This is a genomic window from Mycobacterium celatum (assembly GCF_002101595.1).
GTDB lineage: Bacteria > Actinomycetota > Actinomycetes > Mycobacteriales > Mycobacteriaceae > Mycobacterium > Mycobacterium celatum.
In genome coordinates, this window is record NZ_LQOM01000051.1 from 103,855 (window position 1) to 126,438 (window position 22,584).

Consider the following 22,584-nt stretch of genomic DNA (forward strand, 5'->3'; position numbering starts at 1 on the left):
CTGGCCAGTCTATGTTGGGGGTGTGCGAGTAACGGTGCTCAGCGGTGCGGGAATCTCCGCCGAGAGCGGCGTGCCGACGTTTCGCGACGACAAGAACGGGCTGTGGGCCAAGTTCGACCCCTATGAGCTGTCCAGCACGCAGGGATGGCTGCAAAATCCCGAACGAGTGTGGGGATGGTATCTGTGGCGGCATTACCTGGTGAGCCGCGTCGAACCCAACGCCGGGCACCGCGCGGTCGCCGCCTGGCAGGACCACGCCGAAGTCACCGTCGTCACCCAGAACGTCGACGATCTCCACGAGCGCGCCGGCAGCAAGCCGGTCCACCACCTGCACGGCAGTTTGTTCGAATTCCGTTGTGCCGCTTGTGATCAGCCCTACAGCGGCGAACTGCCCGAGATGCCCGAGCCGGCCCTGGAAGTCGAGCCGCCGACCTGTTCCTGCGGCGGGCTGATTCGGCCCGACATCGTGTGGTTCGGTGAGCCGCTGCCCGAGCAACCATGGCAGCGGGCGGTCGAGGCGACCGCGGCCGCCGACGTGCTGGTCGTGGTGGGCACCTCCGGCATCGTCTATCCGGCCGCCGGCCTGCCGGACGTGGCGCTGGCCCGCGGCGCGGTCGTGATCGAGGTGAATCCGGAGCCGACGCCACTGTCGCCCAGCGCCACGCTGACCGTGCGGGAATCCGCCAGCAAGGCACTGCCGACGCTGCTGCAGCGCCTGCCCGCCCTGCTCGATTAGCTAAGGCCGCCGAAACTGCGCACAGATCGCGATTGGTGCACAGATCTCCGCCCGCCGCGGGGCATCCATACCTACGACATTGGCCTGCGCGCCGACGAGATCAGCGTGGTCGCCAGCCTGCCGGTGACGACACCCGAACGCACGGCATTCGACATCGCTCGCCGCGGTGCACACGGTTCCGCAGTGGCACACCTTGACGCCCTTGTCCAAGCGACCGGGGTCAAGTGCCCGACATCGCCGACCGACATCGCGGGGCACGTGGCCGCAGACAGCTCGTCGGCCTTCCTCGGCCGACCACCCAAATTGAGGTCATGAATCCCGACGCCGGGCAGAGGTACTACCTCGACATGGGCTGGGAGGCTGTCATGATCGCTGTGGAGTACGACGGTGAGCAACACCGGCTGGATGGCTGGCAATACACCAAAGACATTCGACGCCTCGAGGCGCTGGAACGGCTTGGCTGGATCATCATCCGGGTGGTCGCCGGCGATCACGCGGCCGACATCATCCGTCGGGTCCGCGATGCGCTGGATTCTCGACGCGCGAGCCTGCGGTAGCGGCGTCGAACCTGCACACAGTGCGTGCGTGGCGCGTGCCGGCACACCATGAGCGCAGTCTCGGCGATACAACCTAAGGCCGCCGCGCGCGGCCCAGCGCGAACTCCGCTACCGGCAGCGGCACCCACGCCGGAAAGGTCGCCTCCCGCCGGGCATCGTCCACGTCGAATCCGGCGCCGATGATCGCCCGCTCGGTGTCGCGGTGGGTGTGACAGTTCCCCAACAACCGAGGCCAGAGGGTCGCGTCGGCCAGCCGCTGCAGCTTGCCGCGCCACCCGTCGCTGGCCACATGCTCGAGATACCGCAGCTGTCCACCCGGACGAAGCCGCGAATGTAGTTGCCGCAGTACCGAATCGGGATCGCCCACCGAGCACAGCACCAGCGAGCACACCACGGCGTCAAATGGTTCGTTGGCGGCGAAGTCCTCCACCGTCGCGTCGGTCACCTGAACCGGAACCGGCGCCTCGGCCGCTGCGGCCCGGGCTCGCTCGGCCAGCCGCGGCTCGGGCTCGACGGCCACCACCTGCTCGACGGACTCCGGGTAGAACGCGAAATTGGTCCCGACGCCGGCGCCGACTTCCAGCACCCGGCCCGACAATCCGGCCAGGTTCTCCCGCCGCAAGGCACGGATCTGCTCGGTTTCGTGCGCCGCGATGGTAGGCCAGATCCGGGCGAAAAACGGGTTGTCGACCGTCGTCGCGGATGTCATAAACCTGAACCCTCCGAACGTCTCTCCGGCATCAGCCACTCCAGGGTCTGCTGCGGCGTGGCGTCTGCTCCGACCAATCCCGCCACGATATGCCCGCAGGACACCGCGCGCATCACCCGGTCGGCGAACGCTTCCACATCGCCGAACGGCAGATGCGGCTTGGCGATCAGCAGCGCCACCACGCCGTGCGCGGCGCTCCACAGCTGCAGGGCAACCGTGGTCGGGTCGCCGGGCGGGTAGATGCCCTCGTCCATCAGTGTCTGCACCGTCCCGCAGATGTGTTCGAACGCCGAACTGGCCAGGGCGATGTCGACGTCGCTTCCGGACCGCCACTCGCCCATCGTGGCGATCCGGTACAACCCCGGGGTCTGCAGGGCGAATCGGACATAGGCCAGGCCCTGCGCACGCAGCACGTCCGCGGTGGAGGGCTGCCCCGCCGCCACCCGCTGCATTTCCAGATCCAGTTTGGCGAAGTAGCGCGCGCACACCGCGTCGAGCAGGGCGTCCTTGTCCTCGAAATGCAGATAGATCGACGGCGACGTCACGCCGACGCGCGTTGCGCCACCGCCCGGATCGAGACCGCCTTGGCTTGCCCGGTTTCCAGTAGTAGGCCGGTCGCCGCGTCCAGGATTTCCTCACGAAGCTGATCGCCCGAACCACGGGGCGCCCGGCGGCGCCGAACATCGGCCACGCTAACCATTTTCGGTCACCGAAGCGTGATCGCTGTGCCGCACCGCCGTGCCGGCCAGTGGCAGAGCGCTTCGGCGGTGCCGCCCCGGGGCGGACCGGGGCGGCGCGGTAGCCACCTCGCTGATCCCGAACCGCTCATGCAGCCACCCCAACGGTTTGGGCGCCCACCAGTTCCACCGTCCCAGTACATGCATGAACGCCGGCACCAGCACCATGCGCACCAGGGTGGCATCCACCAGCACGGCAAGCGTCAGCCCGATGCCGAACATCCGCATGAACGACACCTGCGCGGCGATCAGCGCCGCAAACGATATCGACATCACCAGCGCAGCGGCAGTGATCACCCGGCCGGTGCGCGCCAGCCCCAACGCAACGCTGTTGTCGTTGGCCCGCCGGGTACGCGGTGAAGCCAGCCAGTACTCGCGAATCCGCGAGACCAGGAACACCTCGTAGTCCATCGACAGGCCGAACGCGATGCAAAACAGCAACACCGGCATGTTGGCCTCCAAGGTGCCGCTTGACGTTGTGCCGAGCGCGCCGAGGTGGCCGTCCTGGAAGATCCAGACAAGTGCGCCGAACGCCGCCGTCAGCGATAACACGTTGAGCACCAACGCTTTCAGCGGCAACACCACGCTGCCGGTCAGCAGGAACAGCAGCACGAAGGTGATCGCCGCGATCAGGCCGAGCACCAGCGGGAGGCGGGTCATGATCGCGTCCACGCTGTCGCGGTTGATCTGCGCCAGCCCGGCCATGTCGACGGATCGACCGGCCGGGCCGGGCACCTGGTGCAGTCGGTCGAGCTGGACAGCGGAGGCCTGCGAGAACAACGGCGCGGTGCTGTTGACGGTCAAAAACGCACTGCCGTTGGCCACTCCGGCGGGCGCCGCGGGGGGCCCTGCCCGCTTCCCGGAAATGAAGGTCGCGGTCGGGGTGGTCACCGCCGACACGTCGGGCACCCGCGACAGGTCGGCGGCATAGCGGTCCAGTTCGGCCGGATACAAACCACGCGCGTCGGGGACGACGACGGGCACCGCAGTCGCCGAGTCGTCGGGGAAGTCGGTGCGCAACTGGTCACCGACCTGATGCGCCGACGCCGAACTCGGCAGCACCCGGTCGTCCGGCGAGCCGAACTTCACCCCGAGGAACGGGACGCCGAGCAGTAGCAGCAGCGCGACGACGGCCAGACCGATCGGCACGGCCCGGCGCATCACGAACTTGGTGGCGCGGTACCAGAAAACCTGATCGACCGGTTTGCGCGCGGCGGCCGGGCGACGCAGCACGCGGCGCGCCAGCCGGCGTACGTCCAGGGAATCGAGTCGCGGCCCCAGCAGGGCGATGGCCGCCGGCGTCACCATGATCGCCGCGGCCGCGACCAGTGCGACGGTTGCCACACCGGCGTAGGCGAACGACTTCAGGAAGTAGCCGGGGAACAGCACCATCACGGCCATCGACAACGCGACGGTGGTCGCCGAGAACAGCACTGTGCGTCCCGCGGTGGCCATGGTCCGGACCAGCGCCTCGTCGCGTGGTGTCCCGTCGGCCAGCTCGTCGCGGTAGCGGCTGACGATCAGCAGCGTGTAGTCGATGGCCAGCGCCAGGCCCATCGCTGTGCTCAGGTTGAGCGCGAAGATGGACACGTCGGTGCTGAAGGTGATCAGGCGCAGCACCGACATGGAGCCGACGATGGCGAGCGCGCCCAGCGCCATCGGCAGCGCCGCCGCGAGCAGCCCCCCGAACACCCAGACGAGGACCAGGAAGCTCAGCGGAATAGCGATCGACTCCATCAGCAGCAGATCGCGCTCGTTTTGCTCGTTGATCTGGGCGTACACCATCGCCACGCCGCCGGCGCGCACGCTGACGCCGTCGCGGTCGTGGACGACTTGCTCCGAGAGCGTCTTGGCGTATTTCTGGGCGTTGTTTTCGCCGCCCTTGAGATTGGCGACGATCAGCCCGGACCTGCCGTCGGTGCTGACCAGCCCGGCGGCGGCCGGCGGCGGCGACGTCCAGGGTGAGGTCACATTGAACACCAGTGGCGAGTGCTTCAACTCCTCGGCGATGTCGGTGCCGACCCGGCGGGCCTGTTCGCTGGCGGCACCGGCCGGCGCGGTCACCACGACCAGCATCTTCTGGTCACTCTGGCCGAACTTGTCGGTCAGCAGCCCGATGGCTCGCGACGCCTCCGATGTCGGGTCCTGGAAGCCGCCCGCCGAGAGGTTCTTGGCGACGGGGATGCCGAAAATCGCGGCCGCCAGCAACACGAGCGCGGCTACCGCGAGGACCTTCCCCGGCGCGGCAAGGGCCAGTCGAGCGGTTCGCTGAAGCATGCGCGTCCCCTCACCGGAAATAGCTGCGGTAACTTACCGGCGGTAAGTAATGGGTACGGCCTGGTCGCCCGGTAGTTAAGACGATGGGGCGCCCGGGATGGTTCACCGCAACGCCGACACGATTCAGGACGTCGCGCCGAGCTTAGGGCTTATACACCTGCCAAATAAGTGTCATTCCGGATTTCCGGACTAAAAATCCAATCCACCAGACCGACAGCCGACCCTACCGGGCGGTAAGAATTGCCACCATTTTCCGAATCGTGACTCAACGATTCCTTAATGGTGACCCATACGCTCATGAACATGTGGATCGACGACTCAAGTGCCGACGTCATCAAGGTTGATTTCGAGGCTCTCTACCACGGCGACGTGTTGGTGGAAGGCGAGACCTCGGAGCAGCTCGACGAGTGGCATCCGCTGCCCGCAGCGGTTTGACGGCGACGAGCGCGGCGGCCGCCGCGCTCGTGATGAGGTGAAGTTCCCCTCGATGCGTTGCTTGTCGATATTCCTATTGCTTTGGTCCCCGCCTAACTTTTTGGTGGCGACCCGCTGTGCCCGGCTCCGCCGCGCTTGCGATCGCCACTAAGCGGGGATCTTTTCTTCTTCGTCGTCGGCGACCATGTCGGCCAGTCGGCCCGTGATCAGGTCTTCGGCCTCGGCGACGATCCGCGCCACCAACTCCCCGACCGTCGGGATGTCGTTGATCAGGCCCATCGCCGTGCCCACCGACCAGATGCCGGCGTCGAGGTCGCCGTCGTCGAACACCTTGCGGCCCCGCACGCCGGCCACCAGCTCCTGCACGTCGGCGAATTGGCCACCGCGGTCGAGGATTTCAACGACCTCGCGCGACACCGCGTTGCTGGCCACCCGCGCGGTGTTGCGCAACGGGCGGAAGATCAGCTCGGTGTCGCGCTCGTCGCCGGCCACGATGGCTTCCTTGACGTTCTGGTGGATGCACGACTCGACCGTGCACATGAACCGCGACCCCATGTTGATGCCGTCGGCGCCCAATGCCAGCGCGGCCACCAGCCCGCGGGCGTCGGCGAACCCGCCCGAGGCGATCATCGGGATGTCGATCTTGGCGGCGGCCGCCGGGATCAGCACCAGACCGGGAATGTCGTCCTCGCCCGGATGCCCGGCGCATTCGAAGCCGTCGATGCTGATCCCGTCGACGCCGAGGCTTTGCGCCTTGATCGCGTGGCGCACCGAGGTGCACTTGTGCAGCACTTTGATCCCGTTGTCGTGGAACATCGGCAGGTGCGGCGCCGGGTTGGACCCCGCGGTTTCGACGATCTTGATGCCGGCGTCGACGATCACCTGCCGGTATTCGTCGTAGGGCGGCGGGTTGATGGTCGGCAGGATGGTCAGGTTGACCCCGAACGGCTTGTCGGTCAGCTCGCGGGTCTTGGCGATCTCGGTGGCCAGGTCCGCGGGGGTGGGCTGGGTCAGCGCGGTGAGGAACCCCAGTGCACCCGAATTGGCTACCGCCGCAACAAGTTCCGCGCGGCCGACCCACTGCATGCCGCCCTGGACGATCGGGTGCTCGACCCCGAACGCCTCCGTGAACTTCGTCGTCAGCATCAGCGCGGCGCCATCCGGATCGCGCCGTCCAGCCGGATCACCTCGCCGTTGAGCATCGGGTTCTCGACTATGTGCACGGCCAGCGCGCCGTACTCCTCGGGTTTGCCCAGCCGGCTCGGGTGCGGCACCTGCTTGCCCAGCGACTCCTTGGCCGGCTCGGGCAGCCCGGCCAGCAGCGGGGTGTCGAACAGGCCGGGCGCAATCGTGACCACCCGGATGAGCTTGCTCGCCAGGTCGCGCGCAATCGGCAGGGTCATGCCGACCACGCCGCCCTTGGACGCCGAGTAGGCGGCCTGGCCGATCTGTCCGTCGAACGCCGCCACGGAGGCGGTGTTGATGATGACGCCGCGCTCCTCGCCGATCGGCTCTGTCTTGGCGATCCGCTCGGCGCCCAGCCGCAGCACGTTGAAGGTCCCGATCAGGTTGATGTCGACGACGATGCGGAAGAGATCCAGCGGGAAGACGCCGTCCTTGCCCAGCACCCGGATCGCGTTGCCGGTGCCTGCGCAGTTGACCACGATGCGCAGCGGTCCCAGCGACTCGGCGATATCCAGGGCCGCTGCCACCGCCTTCTCGTCGGTGACGTCGGCGGGCGCGAAACGTGCGCGGTCGCCGAGCTCGCGGACGACTTCTTCGCCCTTGAGGTCGAGCACGACCACCTGGGCGCCGGCGTCGAGCAGCCGCTTGGTGGTGGCCAGGCCCAGGCCCGACGCACCGCCGGTGACGAGTGCTACGGCGTCTTTGATCTCCACTCGAGCTTCCTTTCCTCCGGCCGACGGCTGGGCCGACCTACTGGTTGGTTGGGGACTATACCCAGTCGCTGAAGACGGCTTCGGTGTCGGCTCCCGGCTGCCCCGGCGGTCGCGGCTGGTCGGGGACCGTGCGGGAAAACCGCGGGGCCGGCCGCGGCTGCAGCCCGCCGTCGGCCTGGTAGAAGGTGTTGCGCTCGGTGACATGCGGCTCGGTCTCCACCTCGCCGAACGCCAGCACCGGTGTCACGCAGGCATCGGAATCGGCGAACACTTTGGCCCAGTGGTCGCGGTCCTTCGAGGCGAACACCTCGGTGAGCCGGGCCCGCAGCTCGGGCCAGCGGGTGCGGTCGTTCTGGCCGGGCAGGTCGGCGGCGTCCAGGCCGAGGCCCTTGAGCAGTTCGGCGTAGAACTGCGGCTCGATGGCGCCGACCGCGACATAGCGGCCGTCGGCGCATTCGTAGGTGTCGTAGTACGGGGCGCCGGTGTCCAGCATGTTGGTGCCGCGCTCGTCGGACCACATTCCCAGCGCGCGCATCCCCCACATCATCTGGATCAGCACCGACGAGCCGTCGATCATCGCCGCGTCGATGACCTGGCCCTTGCCGGAGCTCTGCCGCTCCCACAACGCGGACAGGATGCCGACCAGCAGGAACATCGACCCGCCGCCGAAGTCGCCGACCAGGTTCAGCGGTGGCACGGGCCGCTCGCCTTTGCGCCCGATCGAGTGCAGCACGCCGTTGAGCGAGATGTAGTTGATGTCGTGACCGGCCTGCTTGCTGCGAGGTCCGGTCTGGCCCCAGCCGGTCATTCGGGCGTAGATCAGCCGTTCGTTGACCCGGGCGCAGTCGTCGGGACCGAGGCCCAGCCGTTCGGTGACTCCGGGGCGGAACCCTTCGATCAGCACGTCGGCCTTGGCGACCAGCTTGAGCACCAGGTCGCGTCCCTCGTCGGACTTCAGGTCGGCGGTGACGAAGCGGCGGTTGCGCAGCATGGGGTCCGTGCCACCGGCGCCGGGCCGGTCGATGCGGACGACGTCGGCGCCGAGGTCACCGAGGATCATCGCGGCGTGCGGGCCCGGCCCGATACCGGCCAACTCGATAACCCGTAGCCCTTTGAGCGGTCCCGCCATCTCACGACCTCCTTGTCGATGCCTACCGCTCGCATCTTCGCAGCCGCGCTCGAAGCGGCCGCATCCCGGTCACTTATGGTGATCCGCATGTTGGATTCAGCCGCCCTGACGCCCGTCGCGGGCCTGTCTGTCACGCGCGCCGACGAGGTGTTGTCGGTGACCATCGACCGCCCCGACAGCCTCAACTCGCTGACGACGTCGGTGTTGGCCGGCATCGCCGAAGCGATGGAGTACGCGGCGACCGACCCGCGGGTGAAGGTGGTGCGACTCGGTGGCGCCGGGCGAGGCTTTTCCTCCGGCGCGGGCATGAGCGCCGACGACGTGTCCGGTAGCGGCGGGCCGGGAACCGAGATCATCGTGCAGGCCAATCGTGCGGTGCAAGCGATCACGGCGCTGCCCCACCCGGTCGTCGCCGTCGTACAGGGACCCGCCGCCGGTGTAGGGGTCTCGCTGGCGCTAGCTTGTGACCTTGTATTGGCTTCGGACGCAGCGTTTTTCATGCTCGCCTTCACCAAGATCGGGCTGATGCCCGACGGCGGCGCGTCGGCGTTGGTGGCCGCCGCAGTCGGGCGCACCCGCGCGATGCGGATGGCGCTGCTGGCCGAACGACTGCCCGCCGCCGACGCGCTGGCGGCCGGATTGATCAGCGCGGTCTACCCCGCCGACACCTTCGAAGCGGAAGTGGAGAAGGTGATTTCGGGACTGCTGGCCGGGCCCGCGGTGGCGTTCGCCAAAACCAAGCAAGCCATCAACGCCGCCACCCTCACCGAGTTGCAGCCCACACTGCACCGCGAGTTGCAGGGCCAGGCCAAGCTGCTGCGCTCACACGACTTCCTCGAGGGCGCAACGGCTTTCCAGCAGCGGCGCACGCCGAACTTCACCGACCGCTAATCGCGCCGAACGTGTACTGAGGGCGGGATTTGCGCGATTTTTCCGCCCTGGATGCACGCTCGGCGTCTAGAAGCCGAATATCGGCGGCAGCGCCAGCAGCACGACCAGGCTCCACACGAAGTGGGTCAGGATCGGCGCCAGGACTCCGCCGGTCGCGCGGCGCTCCAACACGCACACCGTCCCGAGGATGATCGCGGCGAATCCGAGCATCAGGTTCTGGCTGGCCAAGGTGGCGACCACATAAATGGTCGTCGAGATGAGCACCGGATGGTGGCGGCCCAGCGCGGTGTAGAGCGCGCCGCGGTAGAACAACTCCTCGGCGATCGCCCCGAGCAACGCGATGGCCAGCGTCAGCCGCCACGAACCCTGGTCGGCGAATTGCATGACGAGCGTGATCAATTCAGCAACCGGCGGGATCTGCTTGGCAATGAGCCCGCCGAGCACGAACACCCCGCCCAGCACCAGACCGGTGGTGCTGCCAGTGATCACCGGGCGCTGATTGCGACCGCGCCAGCAGATGCCGCCCAGATGCAGCGGCCCCGACGCCAACGCTCCGAACAGCCACACCGCACTCAGCGCCAGCGTCAGCCAGTAGAAGCTCGCCTCCCCCGGGTGGCGCCGCATCGACAGACCCAACAGCACCGCGCCGACTACCAGCACGACAGCGACGACGACGCGCCGCCGTCGCACCACTGACGGTGGTTCATGATGTGGCACAGCGACATTCGTGATTGCGCGGCGGATCTCCTGCAGCGCGCTGGTGCGGGGACGGGTACTCAGGTCGGTCATGCAGAACGCACCTTCGGGGTCAGAGTGATCAGCATGTCGAGGCCGGTGCGTAATGCACCGGCGATCGGGCCCGGGACGCTGTCGACGAGCCCGAGACCGGGCCGCGCAATGGACGGTGTCACGGCCTGGGCGAGCCGCCGGATGCGCAGCGCGTCACCGCCGGCCCACACCGGGTCGCTGTCGGCGAGGTGATGCGGGTCGGCCAACTCGTTGACCGGCTTGGACTCGCGGCTCGACAGCGACCGTTTGATCGCTTCCTCGACGCCGATCAGGCCGCCCGGCGGGTCGGGCACCAGCTCGCGCAGGCCGGTGCCCGAGGCACACATCGGATGGTCCAGCGACTCCACCAGATCGGCGGCCAGCCCGTCGGGCACGGGCAGGGCGAGCGCGCTCACGCGCGACGCCACCGACGTATCCACTCCGCGCACCGGCACGCCGGTGTGCCACTGACCACTGATCCGGGCATACGTTTTCAGCAGCGCGCTGTAGGAGGTGGTGTCGGGGCCGGCGATGTCGTATGCGCCCGGCGGTACCAGCCTCAAATCGGCGGCTGCGACCAGATAGTGCAGCACGTCGCGAATGGATATGGGGTCCACCGGGTTGTCCATCCACGGCGGTATCGGCATCAGCGGGAACCTGTCGCCGACATAGCGCAGCATCTCGAACGATGTCGAGCCGGCGCCCAGGATCATCGCCGCGCCCAGCCACACCACCTCCGGGCCGCCGTCGATGGACAGGGCGGCGGCGACCTCGGCCCGGCTGGTCAGGTGCTCGGACAGCACGTCGTCGTCGGGGACGAAGCCGCCCAGGTAGACGATCCGCCGTACCCCGGCACTCTTGGCGGCGGCCGCGACGTTGGCCGCCGCGGCCTCGTCGACGCCGCGGAATCCGGGCTGACCGATGGTGTGCACCAGGTAGTAGACGACGTCGAGCGGCCGGGCAACAGTCAGCGCCGCCCGGGCGGACGCGGGATCGGTGGCGTCCAGCACGACGGCCGAGACCTCGTCGCACCAGCCCAATCGGCCCAGCCGTTCCGGGTTACGGGTGGCGGCCGCGACCTCGTGGCCCTCCGCAAGTAGCGCTGTGACCAGGCGCGATCCGACGTAGCCTGTTGCGCCGGTCACAAGAATCCGCACAAGCCCAACCTATCGATCGCGGCGGGTGCGCGGGGGCGATTCTGTCAGCCGGCCGAATCGCGGTGCAGGGCCGGTGGGCGCCACCGTAAAAGTGCAGCGCGCGGCATTCCACTCAGCGCGATTTGAACCAACGAAGGTCCAATAGCGTGCCTCCCTACATGGATACGATGACGGGATGCGCCCGGTGACCCCCCCTGGCGTGCGGACATCGGCGGACCGCACGGCAACGAGCCCCTCTCTGGCAGCGGCGACCATCGAATTTCCGCCGCACTACAACACCCAAGACGACATTTCCTCGGCGGTGACCGGCTTCGCCGGCGAAGAATTTCAGCGGTTCACCGCCAGCAGTGGTGTCAAGCACCGCCACCACGCGCTCCCGCTGCATCGTTACGGCGAGCTGAGCGGGTTCACCGAGGCCAACGACGCCTTCGTCGACGTCGCCCTGGACCTGGGCGAACGAGCGCTGCTATCGGCTTTCGACGCCGCCAAGATCAAACCTTCCGAGGTCGACATCATCTTCTCCACGACGGTGACCGGTCTCGCGGTGCCGACACTCGAAGCCCGACTGGCCACCCGAATCGGCCTGCGGCCCGACGTCAAACGCCTCCCGTTGTTCGGGCTGGGCTGTGTCGCCGGCGCCGCCGGCGTCGCCCGCATGTACGACTACCTGCGCGCCTATCCCGACCACGTCGCGGCGCTGCTTGCGGTCGAACTGTGCTCGCTGACGATCCAGCGCGACGATCATTCGGTGGCCAATCTCGTTGCCTCCAGCCTCTTTGGCGACGCCGCGGGGGCCGTCATCGCCAAAGGCGCCAACCGAACACCCGCTGGGCCAAGGGTGCTGGCCACCCGCAGCCGGATCTACCCGGACACCGAAGACGTGATGGGCTGGCGGATCGGCACCGAGGGCTTCAAGATCGTGTTGTCGGTCGAGGTCACCACCGTGGCCGAGAAATTCCTGGGCGACGACGTCCGCAATTTCCTCGCCGACCACGGGCTGACCACCGACGACATCTCGACCTGGGTCTGCCACCCCGGCGGACCAAAGGTGATCGACTCGATCGAAAACGTCTTGGACCTGCCTGCCGACGCTCTTGATCACACCCGAAACTCGTTGCGCGTCAACGGTAATCTGTCGTCGGTGTCGGTTCTGGACGTGCTGCGGGCCAACATGGCCGACCCGCCGCCGCCGGGCTCGTTCGGGTTGATGATCGCCATGGGTCCAGCATTCTGCTCGGAACTCGTGCTGCTCGGCTGGTAGGCGTGTACTACCTGCTGATCCTGGCGATCGGCATCGAACGGCTGGTTGAGCTGATCGTCTCCAAGCGCAACGCGCAATGGGCTTTTGCCAACGGCGGCAAGGAGTTTGGTCGCAGCCACTATCCGGTAATGGTTGCCGTGCATGCCGCGCTGCTGATCGGCTGCGGGGTGGAGGTGTGGGCGCTGCACCGGCCGTTCTTCGGCTGGCTCGGCTGGCCGATGCTGGTCGTGGTGGGGTTGAGCCAGGCCTTGCGCTGGTGGTGCGTGACGACTTTGGGCCGTCGGTGGAACACTCTGGTGATCGTGCTGCCGCAGGAGCCGTTGGTGCGACGTGGTCCCTACCGCTGGCTGCATCACCCGAACTATGTGGCGGTGGTGACCGAAGGTGTGGCCCTGCCGTTGGTGCACACGGCATGGCTGACCGCCCTCGGATTCACCGTGGCCAACGCGCTGCTGCTGAGGGTGCGGATCCGGGTCGAGAACGAAGCGCTGGGCTATGTATGACGCCGACCTGCTGATCGCCGGTGGCGGGCCGGGAGGATTGGCCGCCGCGTTACATGCTCGACGTCTTGGGCTTTCGGTGATCGTCGCCGAGCCGCGCGAGGAGCCGATCGACAAGGCGTGCGGCGAGGGACTGATGCCCGGCGGCCTGGCCGAGCTGGCCTCGCTGGATGTCGACCCCGCCGGCCTGCCGTTTCGCGGCATCGCGTACGTGAGGGGGCGCCGCCGAGCCGAGGCACACTTTCGCCGCGGCCCGGGCCGCGGTGTGCGGCGCACGACACTGCATGCCGCCTTGGCGGCGCGCGCCAAAGAACAAGACACCGAATGGATTTCGGCCCGAATCACCGGCGTCGAGCAGGACGCCACCGGAGTGACCGCGACCGGCGTGCGGGTGAAGTGGTTGGTGGCCGCCGACGGACTGCACTCGGCGGTTCGCCGCGCAGTCGGGATCAGGGCCATGGCGGGTAGACCACGACGCTACGGGGTGCGCTGGCACTTTTCGGCGCCGGCATGGTCGGACTTCGTCGAGGTGCACTGGTCCCCGTGGGGCGAGGCGTACGTGACGCCGGTCGAGCCCGACCTGGTGGGCGTGGCGATCCTGTCCACCCGCCCACCCGAACTCGCCTGGTTCCCGCGGCTGGCGCGTTGCTTGCAGGGCGCCAGCCGCGGACGGGCCCGCGGCTGCGGCCCGCTGCGCCAAGTCGTCTCGCGCCGTGTCGCCGGGCGGGTGCTATTGGTCGGCGACGCTGCCGGATACGAGGACGCGCTGACCGGCGAGGGCATCAGCCTGGCGGTCAAGCAAGCTGCCGCAGCCGTGAACGCGATAGTCAACGAGGCCCCGTTGTCCTACGAGGACCAGTGGCGACGCATCACCCGCGACTACCGTCTGCTGACCCGCGCGCTGGTGCTGGGTACGACGCCGCGCGTGGCGCGGCGGGCCATTGTGCCTGCGGCCGCAGCCCTTCCCGGTGTTTTCAGCCGGGCAGTCAACACGCTGGCGCGCTGACTTATGGCGCCGACCCGCTGCGCCCGGCTTCGCCGTCCTTGCGATCGCCGCTAGCGCGCCTTCCACACCGGCTGGCGCTTCTCGGCGAAGGCCAATGGACCTTCCTTCGCATCCTCGGATTTCAGCAGCGTCGCGAATTCCCTTGTGGTGCGCGCCCAGCCGGGCTCCTCGTCGGGTATGACGCCGTCGTCGGCGCCGTAGGCGATCCGCTTGCTGGCCTGGATCGACAACGGCGCGTTCACCGTGACCCGGGCGGCCAGCGCCAGCGCGGCGTCCAGCACGGTGCCGTTCGGAACGACCTGGTTGATCAGCCCCCACTTCAGCGCATCCGCCGCACTGATCGGCTCACCGGTGAACAGCATCTCGAGTCCCACCTTGCGCGGCAACTGCTGCACGATCCGGAACACCCCGCCGGCGCCAGCGATCAGCCCGACCTTCACCTCCGGCAGCCCGAACGCGGCGCGCTCCTCGGCCACCACCAGGTCGCTGGCCAGCGCGAGCTCCGTCCCGCCGCCCAGCGCGGTGCCGTTGACCGCGGCAATGGTGGGCTTGTCGATGAAGTGGTGCACGTAGCCGGCAAAGCCCCACTCCCCGTGGTCGGGGTGATACAGGTTCTCGCGGCGCGCGATCGCCTTGAGGTCGGCTCCGGCGCAAAAGGATTTGTCACCGGCGCCGGTGATCACCACTGCGCGCACCCCGGGGTCGTGTTGCGCCTGTTCGAGCGCGTCGCCGACACCGGTACTGACGGCGCCGTTGACGCAGTTGCGGGCCTCCGGACGGTTGATCGTGATGACCACGACGTTGCCGCGGCGCTCGGTGAGCACCGCGGGTTGGCTCACAACAGCTCCACGATGGTGGCGTTGGCCTGGCCGCCGCCCTCACACATGGTCTGCAGTCCGTACCGAATTCCCTTGTCCCGCATGTGGTAGAGCATCGTGGTCATGATGCGAGCGCCCGATCCGCCGAGCGGATGACCCAATGCGATGGCCCCGCCGTTGGGGTTGAGCTTCTTCTCGTCGGCGCCGATGTCCTTCAGCCACGCCAGCGGCACCGGCGCGAACGCCTCGTTGACCTCGAACACGCCGATGTCCTCAAGCTTGAGACCGGACTTCTTCAGCGCCTTCTGGGTCGCCGGGATCGGCGCGGTCAGCATGATCACCGGGTTGGCACCGGCCAGCGTGGCGGTGTGCACCCTGGCGATCGGCTTGAGCCCCAACGACTTCGCCTTGTCCGCCGACATGAACAGCAGCGCCGCCGACCCGTCGGAGATCTGGCTGGAGTTGCCGGCGTGAATCACGCCGTCCTCCTTGAATGCGGGTTTCAGTTGGGCCATCTTCTCCATCGGCGTGCCGCGGCGGATGCCCTCGTCCTTGAGGACGGTATTGCCGTCCTGGTCCTTGATCGCGACGATCTCATCGTCGAACGCTCCCGAATCCTGTGCGGCCGCGGCTTTTTCGTGGGAGCCGAGGGAGAACTCGTCGAGGGTCGTGCGGTCGAATCCCCACTGTTCGGCGATCATCTCGGCGCCGATGCCCTGGTTGGGGATCGCGCCGTCGTAGCGGTCCAGGAAAGCTTGGGGGAACGGCCGGCCGCCGTTGGCCAGCGAGGAGCCCATCGGGGTTCGTGACATCGATTCCACGCCACCGGCGACGACGACGTCGTAGTGCCCGGCGATCACACCGGCCGCGGCGAAGTGGATCGACTGCTGGCTGGAGCCGCACTGACGGTCGACGGTGACACCGGGCACGGTCTCCGGCCAGCCGGCCGTCAGTAGTGCGGTGCGGGCGATGTCGAGGGCCTGCTCGCCGGCTTGCATCACGCAGCCCCAGATCACGTCGTCGACGATCTCCGGGTCGATCCCGGCCTTCTGCACGAGTCCGTTGAGCACCTGCGCGGACAGGTCGGCGGGGTGTACGCCGGACAGGCCGCCGTTGCGCTTCCCGATCGGTGAACGAACTGCCTCGACGATGACGGCTTCAGCCATGGGGGTCTCCTTTGACACGAGGGTTGTGCCTCGATTGTTGACCAACCCGTTGGACGGCTCGCCGCGGGGGTGCTCTGCCGGCGGGTAGCGTCGCCGCCATGGCACGTGTCGTGATCATCGGCGGCCACGGCAAGGTCGCGCTACACCTGGCCCGCATCCTGAGCGACCGCGGTGACGAGGTGACGTCGGTCTTCCGCAATCCCGGCCACAGCGACGACGTGGCAGCGACCGGCGCCACGCCCGTCGTCGCCGATATCGAGTACCTCGACACCGATGCGCTGGCCTACCTGCTCGCCGGGCACGAGGCCGTCGTGTTCTCCGCCGGCGCCGGTGGCGGCAACCCGGCACGCACCTACGCCGTCGACCGGGACGCCGCGGTCCGTGTCGTCGACGCCGCCGGGCAGGCCGGCGTGCGGCGATTCGTGATGGTGTCCTACTTCGGAGCCGGGCCGAACCACGGTGTCCCCCAAGACGACCCGTTCTTTCCGTATGCCGAGGCCAAGGCCGCGGCGGACGCCCACCTGCGCGCCAGCGACCTGGCCTGGACGATTCTGGGGCCCGGCCGGCTCACCCTCGACCCGGCGACCGGCCGGATCGCGGTCGGTGGCGCGCCGCACGGCCGCGAAGTCCCGCGAGAGGACGTCGCCCTGGTGGCGGCGGCCGCACTGCACGACGACTCGACGATCCGCCGGACCATCGAGTTCAACACCGGCGACGTGCCGATCGCCGAGGCGATCGGCACCGGGTAATCTCGACTGCGCAGCTGGTCTGCCGGCACGAATGCCGGCATCGAGCGATGTTGAGAATGCGTCGCGAGAGGGAACCCGGTGAGAGTCCGGGACTGTCCCGCAGCGGTATGCAGGAACGACCGCCGTCATCAGCACTGGTCGAAAGACCGGGAAGCGACGGCCAGTAGGAGCACCACGGGTGCGCGCCTGCGAGTCCGAAGACCTGCCGGCTGTGCCGGGCGCGCCGCGTCCGGCGGCTCATCGCCTCGTGGAATGGGCGTTCGGCCGCAACGGTTGTAGTTGCCGTGCGTCCGTCTGGCGATGACCACCATGTCGAGTGAAGGACGAACACGTGACTGCTCAACCGTTTACCGCCACCGTCACCGGCTCCCCGCGCATCGGCCCGCGCCGCGAACTCAAACGCGCGACCGAAGGCTACTGGGCCGGCCGGACCAGCCGATCCGAGTTGGAATCCGTCGCCGCCACACTGCGCCGCGATACCTGGTCGGACCTGGCGGCCGCCGGCCTGGACTCGGTCCCGGTCAACACCTTCTCCTACTACGACCAGATGCTCGACACCGCGGTGCTCCTCGGCGCGCTTCCAGAGCGCGTACACGGCGTCGCCGACGAGCTGGACCGCTACTTCGCGGCGGCCCGCGGCACCGACGACATCTCTCCGCTGGAGATGACCAAGTGGTTCGACACCAACTACCACTACCTGGTACCCGAGATCGCGCCGGGCATCCGGTTCACGCTGAATCCCGACAAGGTGCTGTCCGAGTTGAAAGAGGTGCGCGAGCAAGGGATTCCGGCGCGTCCGGTGGTCATCGGACCGATCACGTTCCTGCTGCTGAGCAAGGCGGTCGACGGCGCCCGCGCGCCGATCGAACGCCTCGACGAGCTGATCCCGGTCTACACCGAGCTGCTGTCGCTGGTGGCCGACAACGGCGCCGAGTGGGTGCAGCTCGACGAGCCGGTGCTGGTCACCGACATCACCGCCGACGCGCCTCAATTGGCCGAGCGGGTCTACACCGCGCTGGGGTCGGTCAGCAGGCGGCCGGCGATCCACGTCGCCACCTACTTCGGTGACCCCGGCGCCGCCCTGCCGGCGCTGGCGCGCACACCCGTTGAGGCGATCGGCGTCGACCTGGTCCGCGCCCCCGACACCGCGGTGGCCGCCGTGCCTGAACTGGCGGGCAAGACACTGGTGGCCGGAATCGTCAACGGCCGCAACGTCTGGCGCACCGACCTCGAGGCGGCGCTGGGCAAGCTGGCGACCCTGCTCGGGTCGGCGGCCCATGTAGCGGTGTCGACGTCGTGTTCGACGCTGCACGTGCCGTATTCGCTGGCGTTGGAAACGGATCTCGACGACAACCTGCGCAGCTGGCTGGCTTTCGGCGCCGAGAAGGTGCACGAGGTGGTCACGTTGGCGCGGGCGCTGCGCGACGGCCGCGAGGCCGTCGCCGACGAGATCGCTGCCTCCAATGCCGCGGTGGCGTCGCGCCGCTCGGACCCCCGGCTGCACAACGGGCAGATCCGCGCCCGCATCGACTCGATCGTCGCTTCCGGCACCCAGCGGGGCCCGTCGGCGGAACGCCGGGCCAGCCAGCAGGAGCGGCTGCAGCTGCCGCTGCTGCCGACCACCACGATCGGCTCCTACCCGCAGACCCCCGTGATCCGCAAGGCCCGCGCCGCGCTGCGGTCCGGCGAGATCGACCGGGACGAATACGTGCGGCGCATGAAGGCCGAGATCGCCGACGTCGTCGCGTTGCAGGAGCGGCTGGGCCTCGATGTGCTGGTGCACGGCGAGCCGGAACGCAACGACATGGTGCAATACTTCGCCGAGCAGCTCGACGGGTTCTTCGCCACCCAGAACGGTTGGGTGCAGTCCTACGGCAGCCGCTGCGTGCGCCCGCCGATCCTCTACGGCGACGTGTCACGCCCGCAGCCGATGACGGTCGACTGGATCACCTACGCGCAGTCGCTGACCGACAAGCCGGTCAAGGGCATGCTGACCGGTCCGGTGACGATCCTGGCGTGGTCGTTTGTGCGCGACGACCAGCCGATGGCCGAAACCGCTCAGCAGGTCGCGCTGGCGATCCGCGACGAGACGGTCGATCTGCAGTCGGCGGGAATCGAGGTCATCCAGGTCGACGAGCCCGCGCTGCGTGAGCTGCTGCCGCTGCGCCGCGCCGCCCAGGATGAGTACCTGCGCTGGGCGGTCGGGGCGTTCCGGTTGGCGACGTCCGGGGTGGCCGACTCGACCCAGATCCACACGCATCTGTGCTATTCGGAGTTCGGGGAAGTGATCGGCGCGATCGCCGACCTGGACGCCGACGTCACCTCGATCGAGGCGGCGCGCTCGCACATGGAGGTGCTTGACGACCTCAACGCCGTCGGGTTCGTTAACAGCGTGGGACCGGGGGTCTACGACATCCACTCGCCGCGGGTGCCGAGCACCGACGAGATCGTCAGGTCGCTGCGGGCAGCTTTGAAAGCCGTTCCGGCGCAGCGGCTTTGGGTCAACCCGGACTGCGGGCTCAAGACCCGCACGGTCGACGAAGTGACGGCGTCGCTGGAGCACATGGTCGCCGCGGCGCGACAGGTGCGAGCGGAGATATAGCCGCTTTCCCCGCCGAGAGTGAAGTTGGGTTCACACTCACGCTCGACAGTGAACCCAGCTTCACGCTCGGCGGTCGGAAACGCGCGGCGCAGACTCCACATGCACGGGCACGTCGTCGTCCCAGGGCTGGCGGACCACCATGTCGGCGACCCGGACGTGGCCGCGCTCGAATTCGCCTGTGGCCGCGTCGACTAAGCGGTACTGCTGGGTTTGGCGGTGGATGGGCTGCGCGTCGAGCAGCACGACGCGCACCTCTCCCGGCTCGAAGTGGCAGCGCTCCTGCATCGCGGCGATCAGTTGCTCGTTGTGCATGTGGCCGTCGCCGAAGTTCCAGCCGATCGCGGTGGAACAGATCCGCTCGCCGTCGGTGATGACGTAGTCGTCCTCGTTGTGGCCGGCCATCGCTCGGTGGGCCAGGGTGAACAGGGCACGCCCGTGAGTGTTGAAGCCGCGGAAGGCATATCCCATGTACATCAGGATCGGTGCCCGGTCCTGGCCGTAAAACCGCTCCATCTGCGCCTTCGGCATGCTGGCGATCGCGACGAGGCCGCGCGCGATTTTCTCGTCGGCCGACGGCTTGACGCACCACAGCGTGGTGTCCCAGTTGCCGGCGTAGTAGCGCATCCCGGGCAGGAACGAGATCTTGCGCGGAAACAGATTGCCCAGGGCGACGACGCCGGCGATCACCACGAACAGGATCGCCACCAGCACAGGGTGTTTCAGGTCTCGCAGGCCGAGATCCGCGTAGGCGACGAACAGCGACAGCACGCCGAAGATCATGAAGACGTTCCACTCCAGCGGCACGCCCATCGGAATCGCGGTCAGGATGCCGAGGTGGAAGCACACCATCACCGCCGCTGCGATTGCGGTCGGCCAGCCGCCGTGGCAGAAGAACAACACAAGCGGCACCAGCATCTCGATCGCGGTGCTGGCATGGGCCAGAACGCGCGACACCCGCCCGGGCCGCAGGTCGTCGGGAAAGTGCTCGAAGAACGCGCGCTTCATCGGCTTCGCCCGGACGAGCGGATTGTTGGACATCATCGTCGAGATGACGAACGGGAAGTGCTTGTTGAGTTTCGATGTGGCCGCGCCCATCCAGATGACCAGGAACACGACTTTGGACGCGACGATCAGGTCGGCGCCCCCGAACAGGAACGTCACCGCCATCGACGCGTACACCTCGCCGCGGGCGGCCAGGAAGATCACCTTGTCGCGAAGGCCGAGAACGGCCAACAGGCCCAGGATCGCCCAGATCTGCCACATCGGCAGCAGACCGACAGTGGTGCCCAGCGTCGGGACCGGGCCGGTGCCGTCGGAAAACAACGCCCAGAGCGTCATCACCAGCAGCGCCGCATACAGCGCGGCGTCCACCGGGGTCCGTGCGGTGCCCGCGGTGAGAGGGATGCGGCCGGGCCACGGTGGCAGCCGGATGGTGCCGGGTCGCAGCCAGTACAGGATCGAGCCCATCGGCGGGAAGAACCGGTTGTTCAGCGGCCCGAACCCGCAGCCGAGCCCGACGACCTCGAACAGCATGGTGTAGAGCACGACCTTCTCGAACACGATGGGCTCCGACCACCAGGAGCCCACGGCGGTGAACCCGTCGATGCCCTTGGTGGCCAGCGCGAACAGCCAGCCGCCCAGGATGTACAGCAGGATTTTGACCACGTAGAACAGGTGCAGCGCGACCGGCGTCCCGAAGCCGACCTCGGCCCAGTGCTTGGCCATCGGGCGGATCTTCTCGGAGCGCGTCCCTTTGCTCCATTCGGCCATGTCGATCTGCGGCAGCTCGGGCTTGAGAAATCCCATGGCCGACAGATTAGAACGTGTTCTAGAAGCAAGTCGAGAAACCGGGGTGTCGCGCAGCACGGTTCAATGCCCTAGCGATCTGGGCGCAGGTGGGTAGGTCGAGACGGCAGCAGATCTCCCGGGACGGTGGAGCACCGGTGGCCACGTCGATGCCGTCAATGACCAGCGTGGGCGATGGGTAGGCCCCTTCGAGCTCTTCGACCCTTACCGCAAACCCGACGTGCTCCAGGCAGTCCTCGAGGGTGTCGCGCAGTTGTCCCGTCAGCGGACAGTCGGGGACATGCAAGATCTGGACTCGAATTGGGTCCCGGGCGGGACTGTTCATGAGTCCAAGCTGTCCAGCAATGGGCAGGCCCGCTCAGCTGGGGGTCTGGCGCAAGTGGCAATGAGCGTCCTCAGCGATTCCCGCATCGCTTGCAGGGAAGCGATTTTTGCATCCAGGCCGGCGACCTTGTGCTCGGCCAGCTCCCGGGCCGCATCACAGGACTCCGGCCCACCTTCGGCCAGGTGAAGCAGCACGTCGATCTCGGCCAGGCTAAAGCCCAGTTCCTGTGCGCGTTTGACGAACCGCACCCGGCGCACGACCTCGGGCCCGTAGCTGCGATACCCGCTGACCGTGCGGGGTGGATCGGGCAGCAACCCGCGTCGCTCGTAATAGCGCAACGTCTGGGCGTTCACCCCGGCCTGTTGGGCGACCTCCATCGTTCGCATAACCGACGGTAAACCCTGTACCCCAGTGCAGGGTCAAGGCACTCGCGCCGTCCATCCCAGCTCGCAGCAGACAGCAACGGCGATATCGAAAAGCTCGCGGACCGGGCGAACCTCCCCGTCGGGGTGAGCATTGCGCCAGTCCTCAGCAGCATTCGCGGAGGCGAAGAAATGACCGTGCTCGCACAATGAGCCGCGAATGTCATGTGCGCCGCAGCATAGGTTGACATGGGAAATGACTGTCGTCGGCGGGTCGACCGATCTCACCGCCTCGGGGGTGACCTCCAGTCGGATCGATTGGCCTGTTGTGGGACAGCTTGATTCGACGAAGGCACGCCGGCCGAGGATCGGGGTGAAGATCAACGTGTCGGCAGCACAGAATGTGTATAACACTCGGCCGTCGACGATGTAGCGATGTCGGGTCGACCGCTGCGTCAGTCCGAAGCCGAGCAAGCGCCCATCCTCGTCCCAATCCGTTCCCGGCTGTGCGCGCAGCCACGACTCGATCTCCTCGACGGGAACGCCGGACGCGGCCGCCAGCCGTTCCAGCGCAACCGGTCTGCCCTCGGCCACTAACCGGATCATCGGAACCATGAACCGTGCAACGTCGTGCCGGATGAATGTGGCGATGGTCTTGCGCAAATCGTCCATTTGCCCAGCGTCCACCCGATACC

General features: G+C 67.8%; 22 protein-coding genes, 1 pseudogene and 1 riboswitch. Of the genes and pseudogenes, 9 read left to right on the plus strand and 14 right to left on the minus strand.

Annotated elements, in window-relative coordinates; genetic code table 11:
• Positions 1-22: 22 nt before the first annotated feature.
• Both AWB95_RS22305 and AWB95_RS23545 read left to right on the plus strand, forming a co-directional pair.
• Positions 23-736: an NAD-dependent deacylase gene (locus AWB95_RS22305; protein WP_062540794.1), complete on the plus strand. Its 714-nt coding sequence runs from the start codon at positions 23-25 to the stop codon at positions 734-736.
• 311 nt (positions 737-1,047) lie between these two features.
• Complete coding sequence (locus AWB95_RS23545; RefSeq protein ID WP_062540795.1) at positions 1,048-1,293, plus strand: DUF559 domain-containing protein; 246 nt, start codon at positions 1,048-1,050, stop codon at positions 1,291-1,293.
• 73 nt (positions 1,294-1,366) lie between these two features.
• Here the strand turns inward: AWB95_RS23545 and AWB95_RS22315 are convergent, their stop codons facing one another.
• From AWB95_RS22315 to AWB95_RS22325, 3 genes and pseudogenes are all read right to left on the minus strand, one after another.
• Positions 1,367-2,002 carry a class I SAM-dependent methyltransferase gene (locus AWB95_RS22315; protein WP_062540796.1) on the minus strand — a complete coding sequence of 212 codons (636 nt, stop codon included), beginning with the start codon at positions 2,000-2,002 and terminating at the stop codon, positions 1,367-1,369.
• Positions 1,999-2,702, minus strand: a pseudogene (locus AWB95_RS22320) (TetR/AcrR family transcriptional regulator). The gene AWB95_RS22315 and the pseudogene AWB95_RS22320 overlap by 4 nt, the downstream one beginning before the upstream one ends.
• Positions 2,695-5,016, minus strand: a complete 2,322-nt coding sequence (locus tag AWB95_RS22325) for an MMPL family transporter (protein WP_062540797.1) — start codon at positions 5,014-5,016, stop codon at positions 2,695-2,697. The pseudogene AWB95_RS22320 and the gene AWB95_RS22325 overlap by 8 nt, the downstream one beginning before the upstream one ends.
• Before the next feature lie 303 nt (positions 5,017-5,319).
• Here AWB95_RS22325 and AWB95_RS24005 point away from each other — a divergent pair, with 303 nt between their 5' ends.
• Complete coding sequence (locus tag AWB95_RS24005; protein WP_099539639.1) at positions 5,320-5,451, plus strand: hypothetical protein; 132 nt, start codon at positions 5,320-5,322, stop codon at positions 5,449-5,451.
• A gap of 147 nt (positions 5,452-5,598) precedes the next feature.
• On the opposite strand, the gene AWB95_RS22330 is transcribed toward AWB95_RS24005, so the two are convergent.
• The 3 genes from AWB95_RS22330 to AWB95_RS22340 are packed head-to-tail and all read right to left on the minus strand — an operon-like array spanning position 5,599 to position 8,478.
• Positions 5,599-6,600 carry an NAD(P)H-dependent flavin oxidoreductase gene (locus AWB95_RS22330; protein ID WP_062540798.1) on the minus strand — a complete coding sequence of 334 codons (1,002 nt, stop codon included), beginning with the start codon at positions 6,598-6,600 and terminating at the stop codon, positions 5,599-5,601.
• Complete coding sequence (locus AWB95_RS22335) at positions 6,597-7,349, minus strand: 3-hydroxyacyl-CoA dehydrogenase (RefSeq protein ID WP_062540799.1); 753 nt, start codon at positions 7,347-7,349, stop codon at positions 6,597-6,599. Before AWB95_RS22335 ends, AWB95_RS22330 begins: the two co-directional genes overlap by 4 nt.
• Before the next feature lie 55 nt (positions 7,350-7,404).
• Positions 7,405-8,478, minus strand: a complete 1,074-nt coding sequence (locus AWB95_RS22340) for a CaiB/BaiF CoA transferase family protein (protein ID WP_062540800.1) — start codon at positions 8,476-8,478, stop codon at positions 7,405-7,407.
• 87 nt (positions 8,479-8,565) lie between these two features.
• Between AWB95_RS22340 and AWB95_RS22345 the strand changes: the two genes are divergently transcribed.
• Complete coding sequence (locus tag AWB95_RS22345) at positions 8,566-9,369, plus strand: enoyl-CoA hydratase (RefSeq protein ID WP_062540807.1); 804 nt, start codon at positions 8,566-8,568, stop codon at positions 9,367-9,369.
• A 66-nt stretch (positions 9,370-9,435) separates the two neighbouring features.
• Here AWB95_RS22345 and AWB95_RS22350 read toward each other — a convergent pair whose 3' ends face one another.
• Positions 9,436-10,158: a CPBP family intramembrane glutamic endopeptidase gene (locus AWB95_RS22350; protein ID WP_062540801.1), complete on the minus strand. Its 723-nt coding sequence runs from the start codon at positions 10,156-10,158 to the stop codon at positions 9,436-9,438.
• Positions 10,155-11,294 carry an NAD(P)H-binding protein gene (locus AWB95_RS22355; RefSeq protein ID WP_062540802.1) on the minus strand — a complete coding sequence of 380 codons (1,140 nt, stop codon included), beginning with the start codon at positions 11,292-11,294 and terminating at the stop codon, positions 10,155-10,157. Before AWB95_RS22355 ends, AWB95_RS22350 begins: the two co-directional genes overlap by 4 nt.
• Before the next feature lie 175 nt (positions 11,295-11,469).
• Between AWB95_RS22355 and AWB95_RS22360 the strand changes: the two genes are divergently transcribed.
• From AWB95_RS22360 to AWB95_RS22370, 3 genes are read left to right on the plus strand one after another with little or no spacing between them, the layout of a single operon-like run.
• Positions 11,470-12,555, plus strand: coding sequence for a type III polyketide synthase (locus AWB95_RS22360; protein ID WP_085168655.1), 1,086 nt, complete (start codon positions 11,470-11,472; stop codon positions 12,553-12,555).
• 2 nt (positions 12,556-12,557) lie between these two features.
• Positions 12,558-13,058, plus strand: coding sequence for an isoprenylcysteine carboxyl methyltransferase family protein (locus AWB95_RS22365; protein WP_062540804.1), 501 nt, complete (start codon positions 12,558-12,560; stop codon positions 13,056-13,058).
• Positions 13,051-14,061, plus strand: coding sequence for an NAD(P)/FAD-dependent oxidoreductase (locus AWB95_RS22370; RefSeq protein ID WP_085168656.1), 1,011 nt, complete (start codon positions 13,051-13,053; stop codon positions 14,059-14,061). The genes AWB95_RS22365 and AWB95_RS22370 overlap by 8 nt, the downstream gene beginning before the upstream one ends.
• Positions 14,062-14,111: 50 nt before the next feature.
• Here AWB95_RS22370 and AWB95_RS22375 read toward each other — a convergent pair whose 3' ends face one another.
• A complete protein-coding gene (locus AWB95_RS22375) occupies positions 14,112-14,900 on the minus strand; it encodes an enoyl-CoA hydratase-related protein (protein WP_062541629.1) in 789 nt (262 codons plus the stop codon).
• Positions 14,897-16,045, minus strand: coding sequence for a thiolase family protein (locus tag AWB95_RS22380; protein WP_062541628.1), 1,149 nt, complete (start codon positions 16,043-16,045; stop codon positions 14,897-14,899). Before AWB95_RS22380 ends, AWB95_RS22375 begins: the two co-directional genes overlap by 4 nt.
• Before the next feature lie 98 nt (positions 16,046-16,143).
• Between AWB95_RS22380 and AWB95_RS22385 the strand changes: the two genes are divergently transcribed.
• The gene (locus AWB95_RS22385) at positions 16,144-16,794 is read left to right on the plus strand and encodes an SDR family oxidoreductase (RefSeq protein ID WP_085168657.1); all 651 of its coding nucleotides are present in this window, start codon (positions 16,144-16,146) and stop codon (positions 16,792-16,794) included.
• A riboswitch (cobalamin riboswitch) is annotated at positions 16,793-17,018 on the plus strand. Its footprint overlaps the gene before it by 2 nt.
• A gap of 107 nt (positions 17,019-17,125) precedes the next feature.
• Positions 17,126-19,396: a 5-methyltetrahydropteroyltriglutamate--homocysteine S-methyltransferase gene (gene metE, locus AWB95_RS22390; protein ID WP_062539524.1), complete on the plus strand. Its 2,271-nt coding sequence runs from the start codon at positions 17,126-17,128 to the stop codon at positions 19,394-19,396.
• Positions 19,397-19,456: 60 nt separating this feature from the next.
• On the opposite strand, the gene AWB95_RS22395 is transcribed toward metE, so the two are convergent.
• From AWB95_RS22395 to merB, 4 genes are read right to left on the minus strand one after another with little or no spacing between them, the layout of a single operon-like run.
• A complete protein-coding gene (locus AWB95_RS22395; protein ID WP_062539523.1) occupies positions 19,457-21,202 on the minus strand; it encodes a DUF3556 domain-containing protein in 1,746 nt (581 codons plus the stop codon).
• Positions 21,203-21,224: 22 nt separating this feature from the next.
• Positions 21,225-21,527: a hypothetical protein gene (locus AWB95_RS22400; protein ID WP_062539522.1), complete on the minus strand. Its 303-nt coding sequence runs from the start codon at positions 21,525-21,527 to the stop codon at positions 21,225-21,227.
• Entirely contained in the window at positions 21,524-21,913 is a 390-nt protein-coding gene (locus AWB95_RS22405) for a MerR family DNA-binding protein (RefSeq protein ID WP_062539521.1), read from the minus strand. Before AWB95_RS22405 ends, AWB95_RS22400 begins: the two co-directional genes overlap by 4 nt.
• 33 nt (positions 21,914-21,946) lie before the next feature.
• Positions 21,947-22,561, minus strand: coding sequence for an organomercurial lyase MerB (gene merB, locus AWB95_RS22410; protein ID WP_062539520.1), 615 nt, complete (start codon positions 22,559-22,561; stop codon positions 21,947-21,949).
• Between the last annotated feature and the right edge of the window lie 23 nt (positions 22,562-22,584).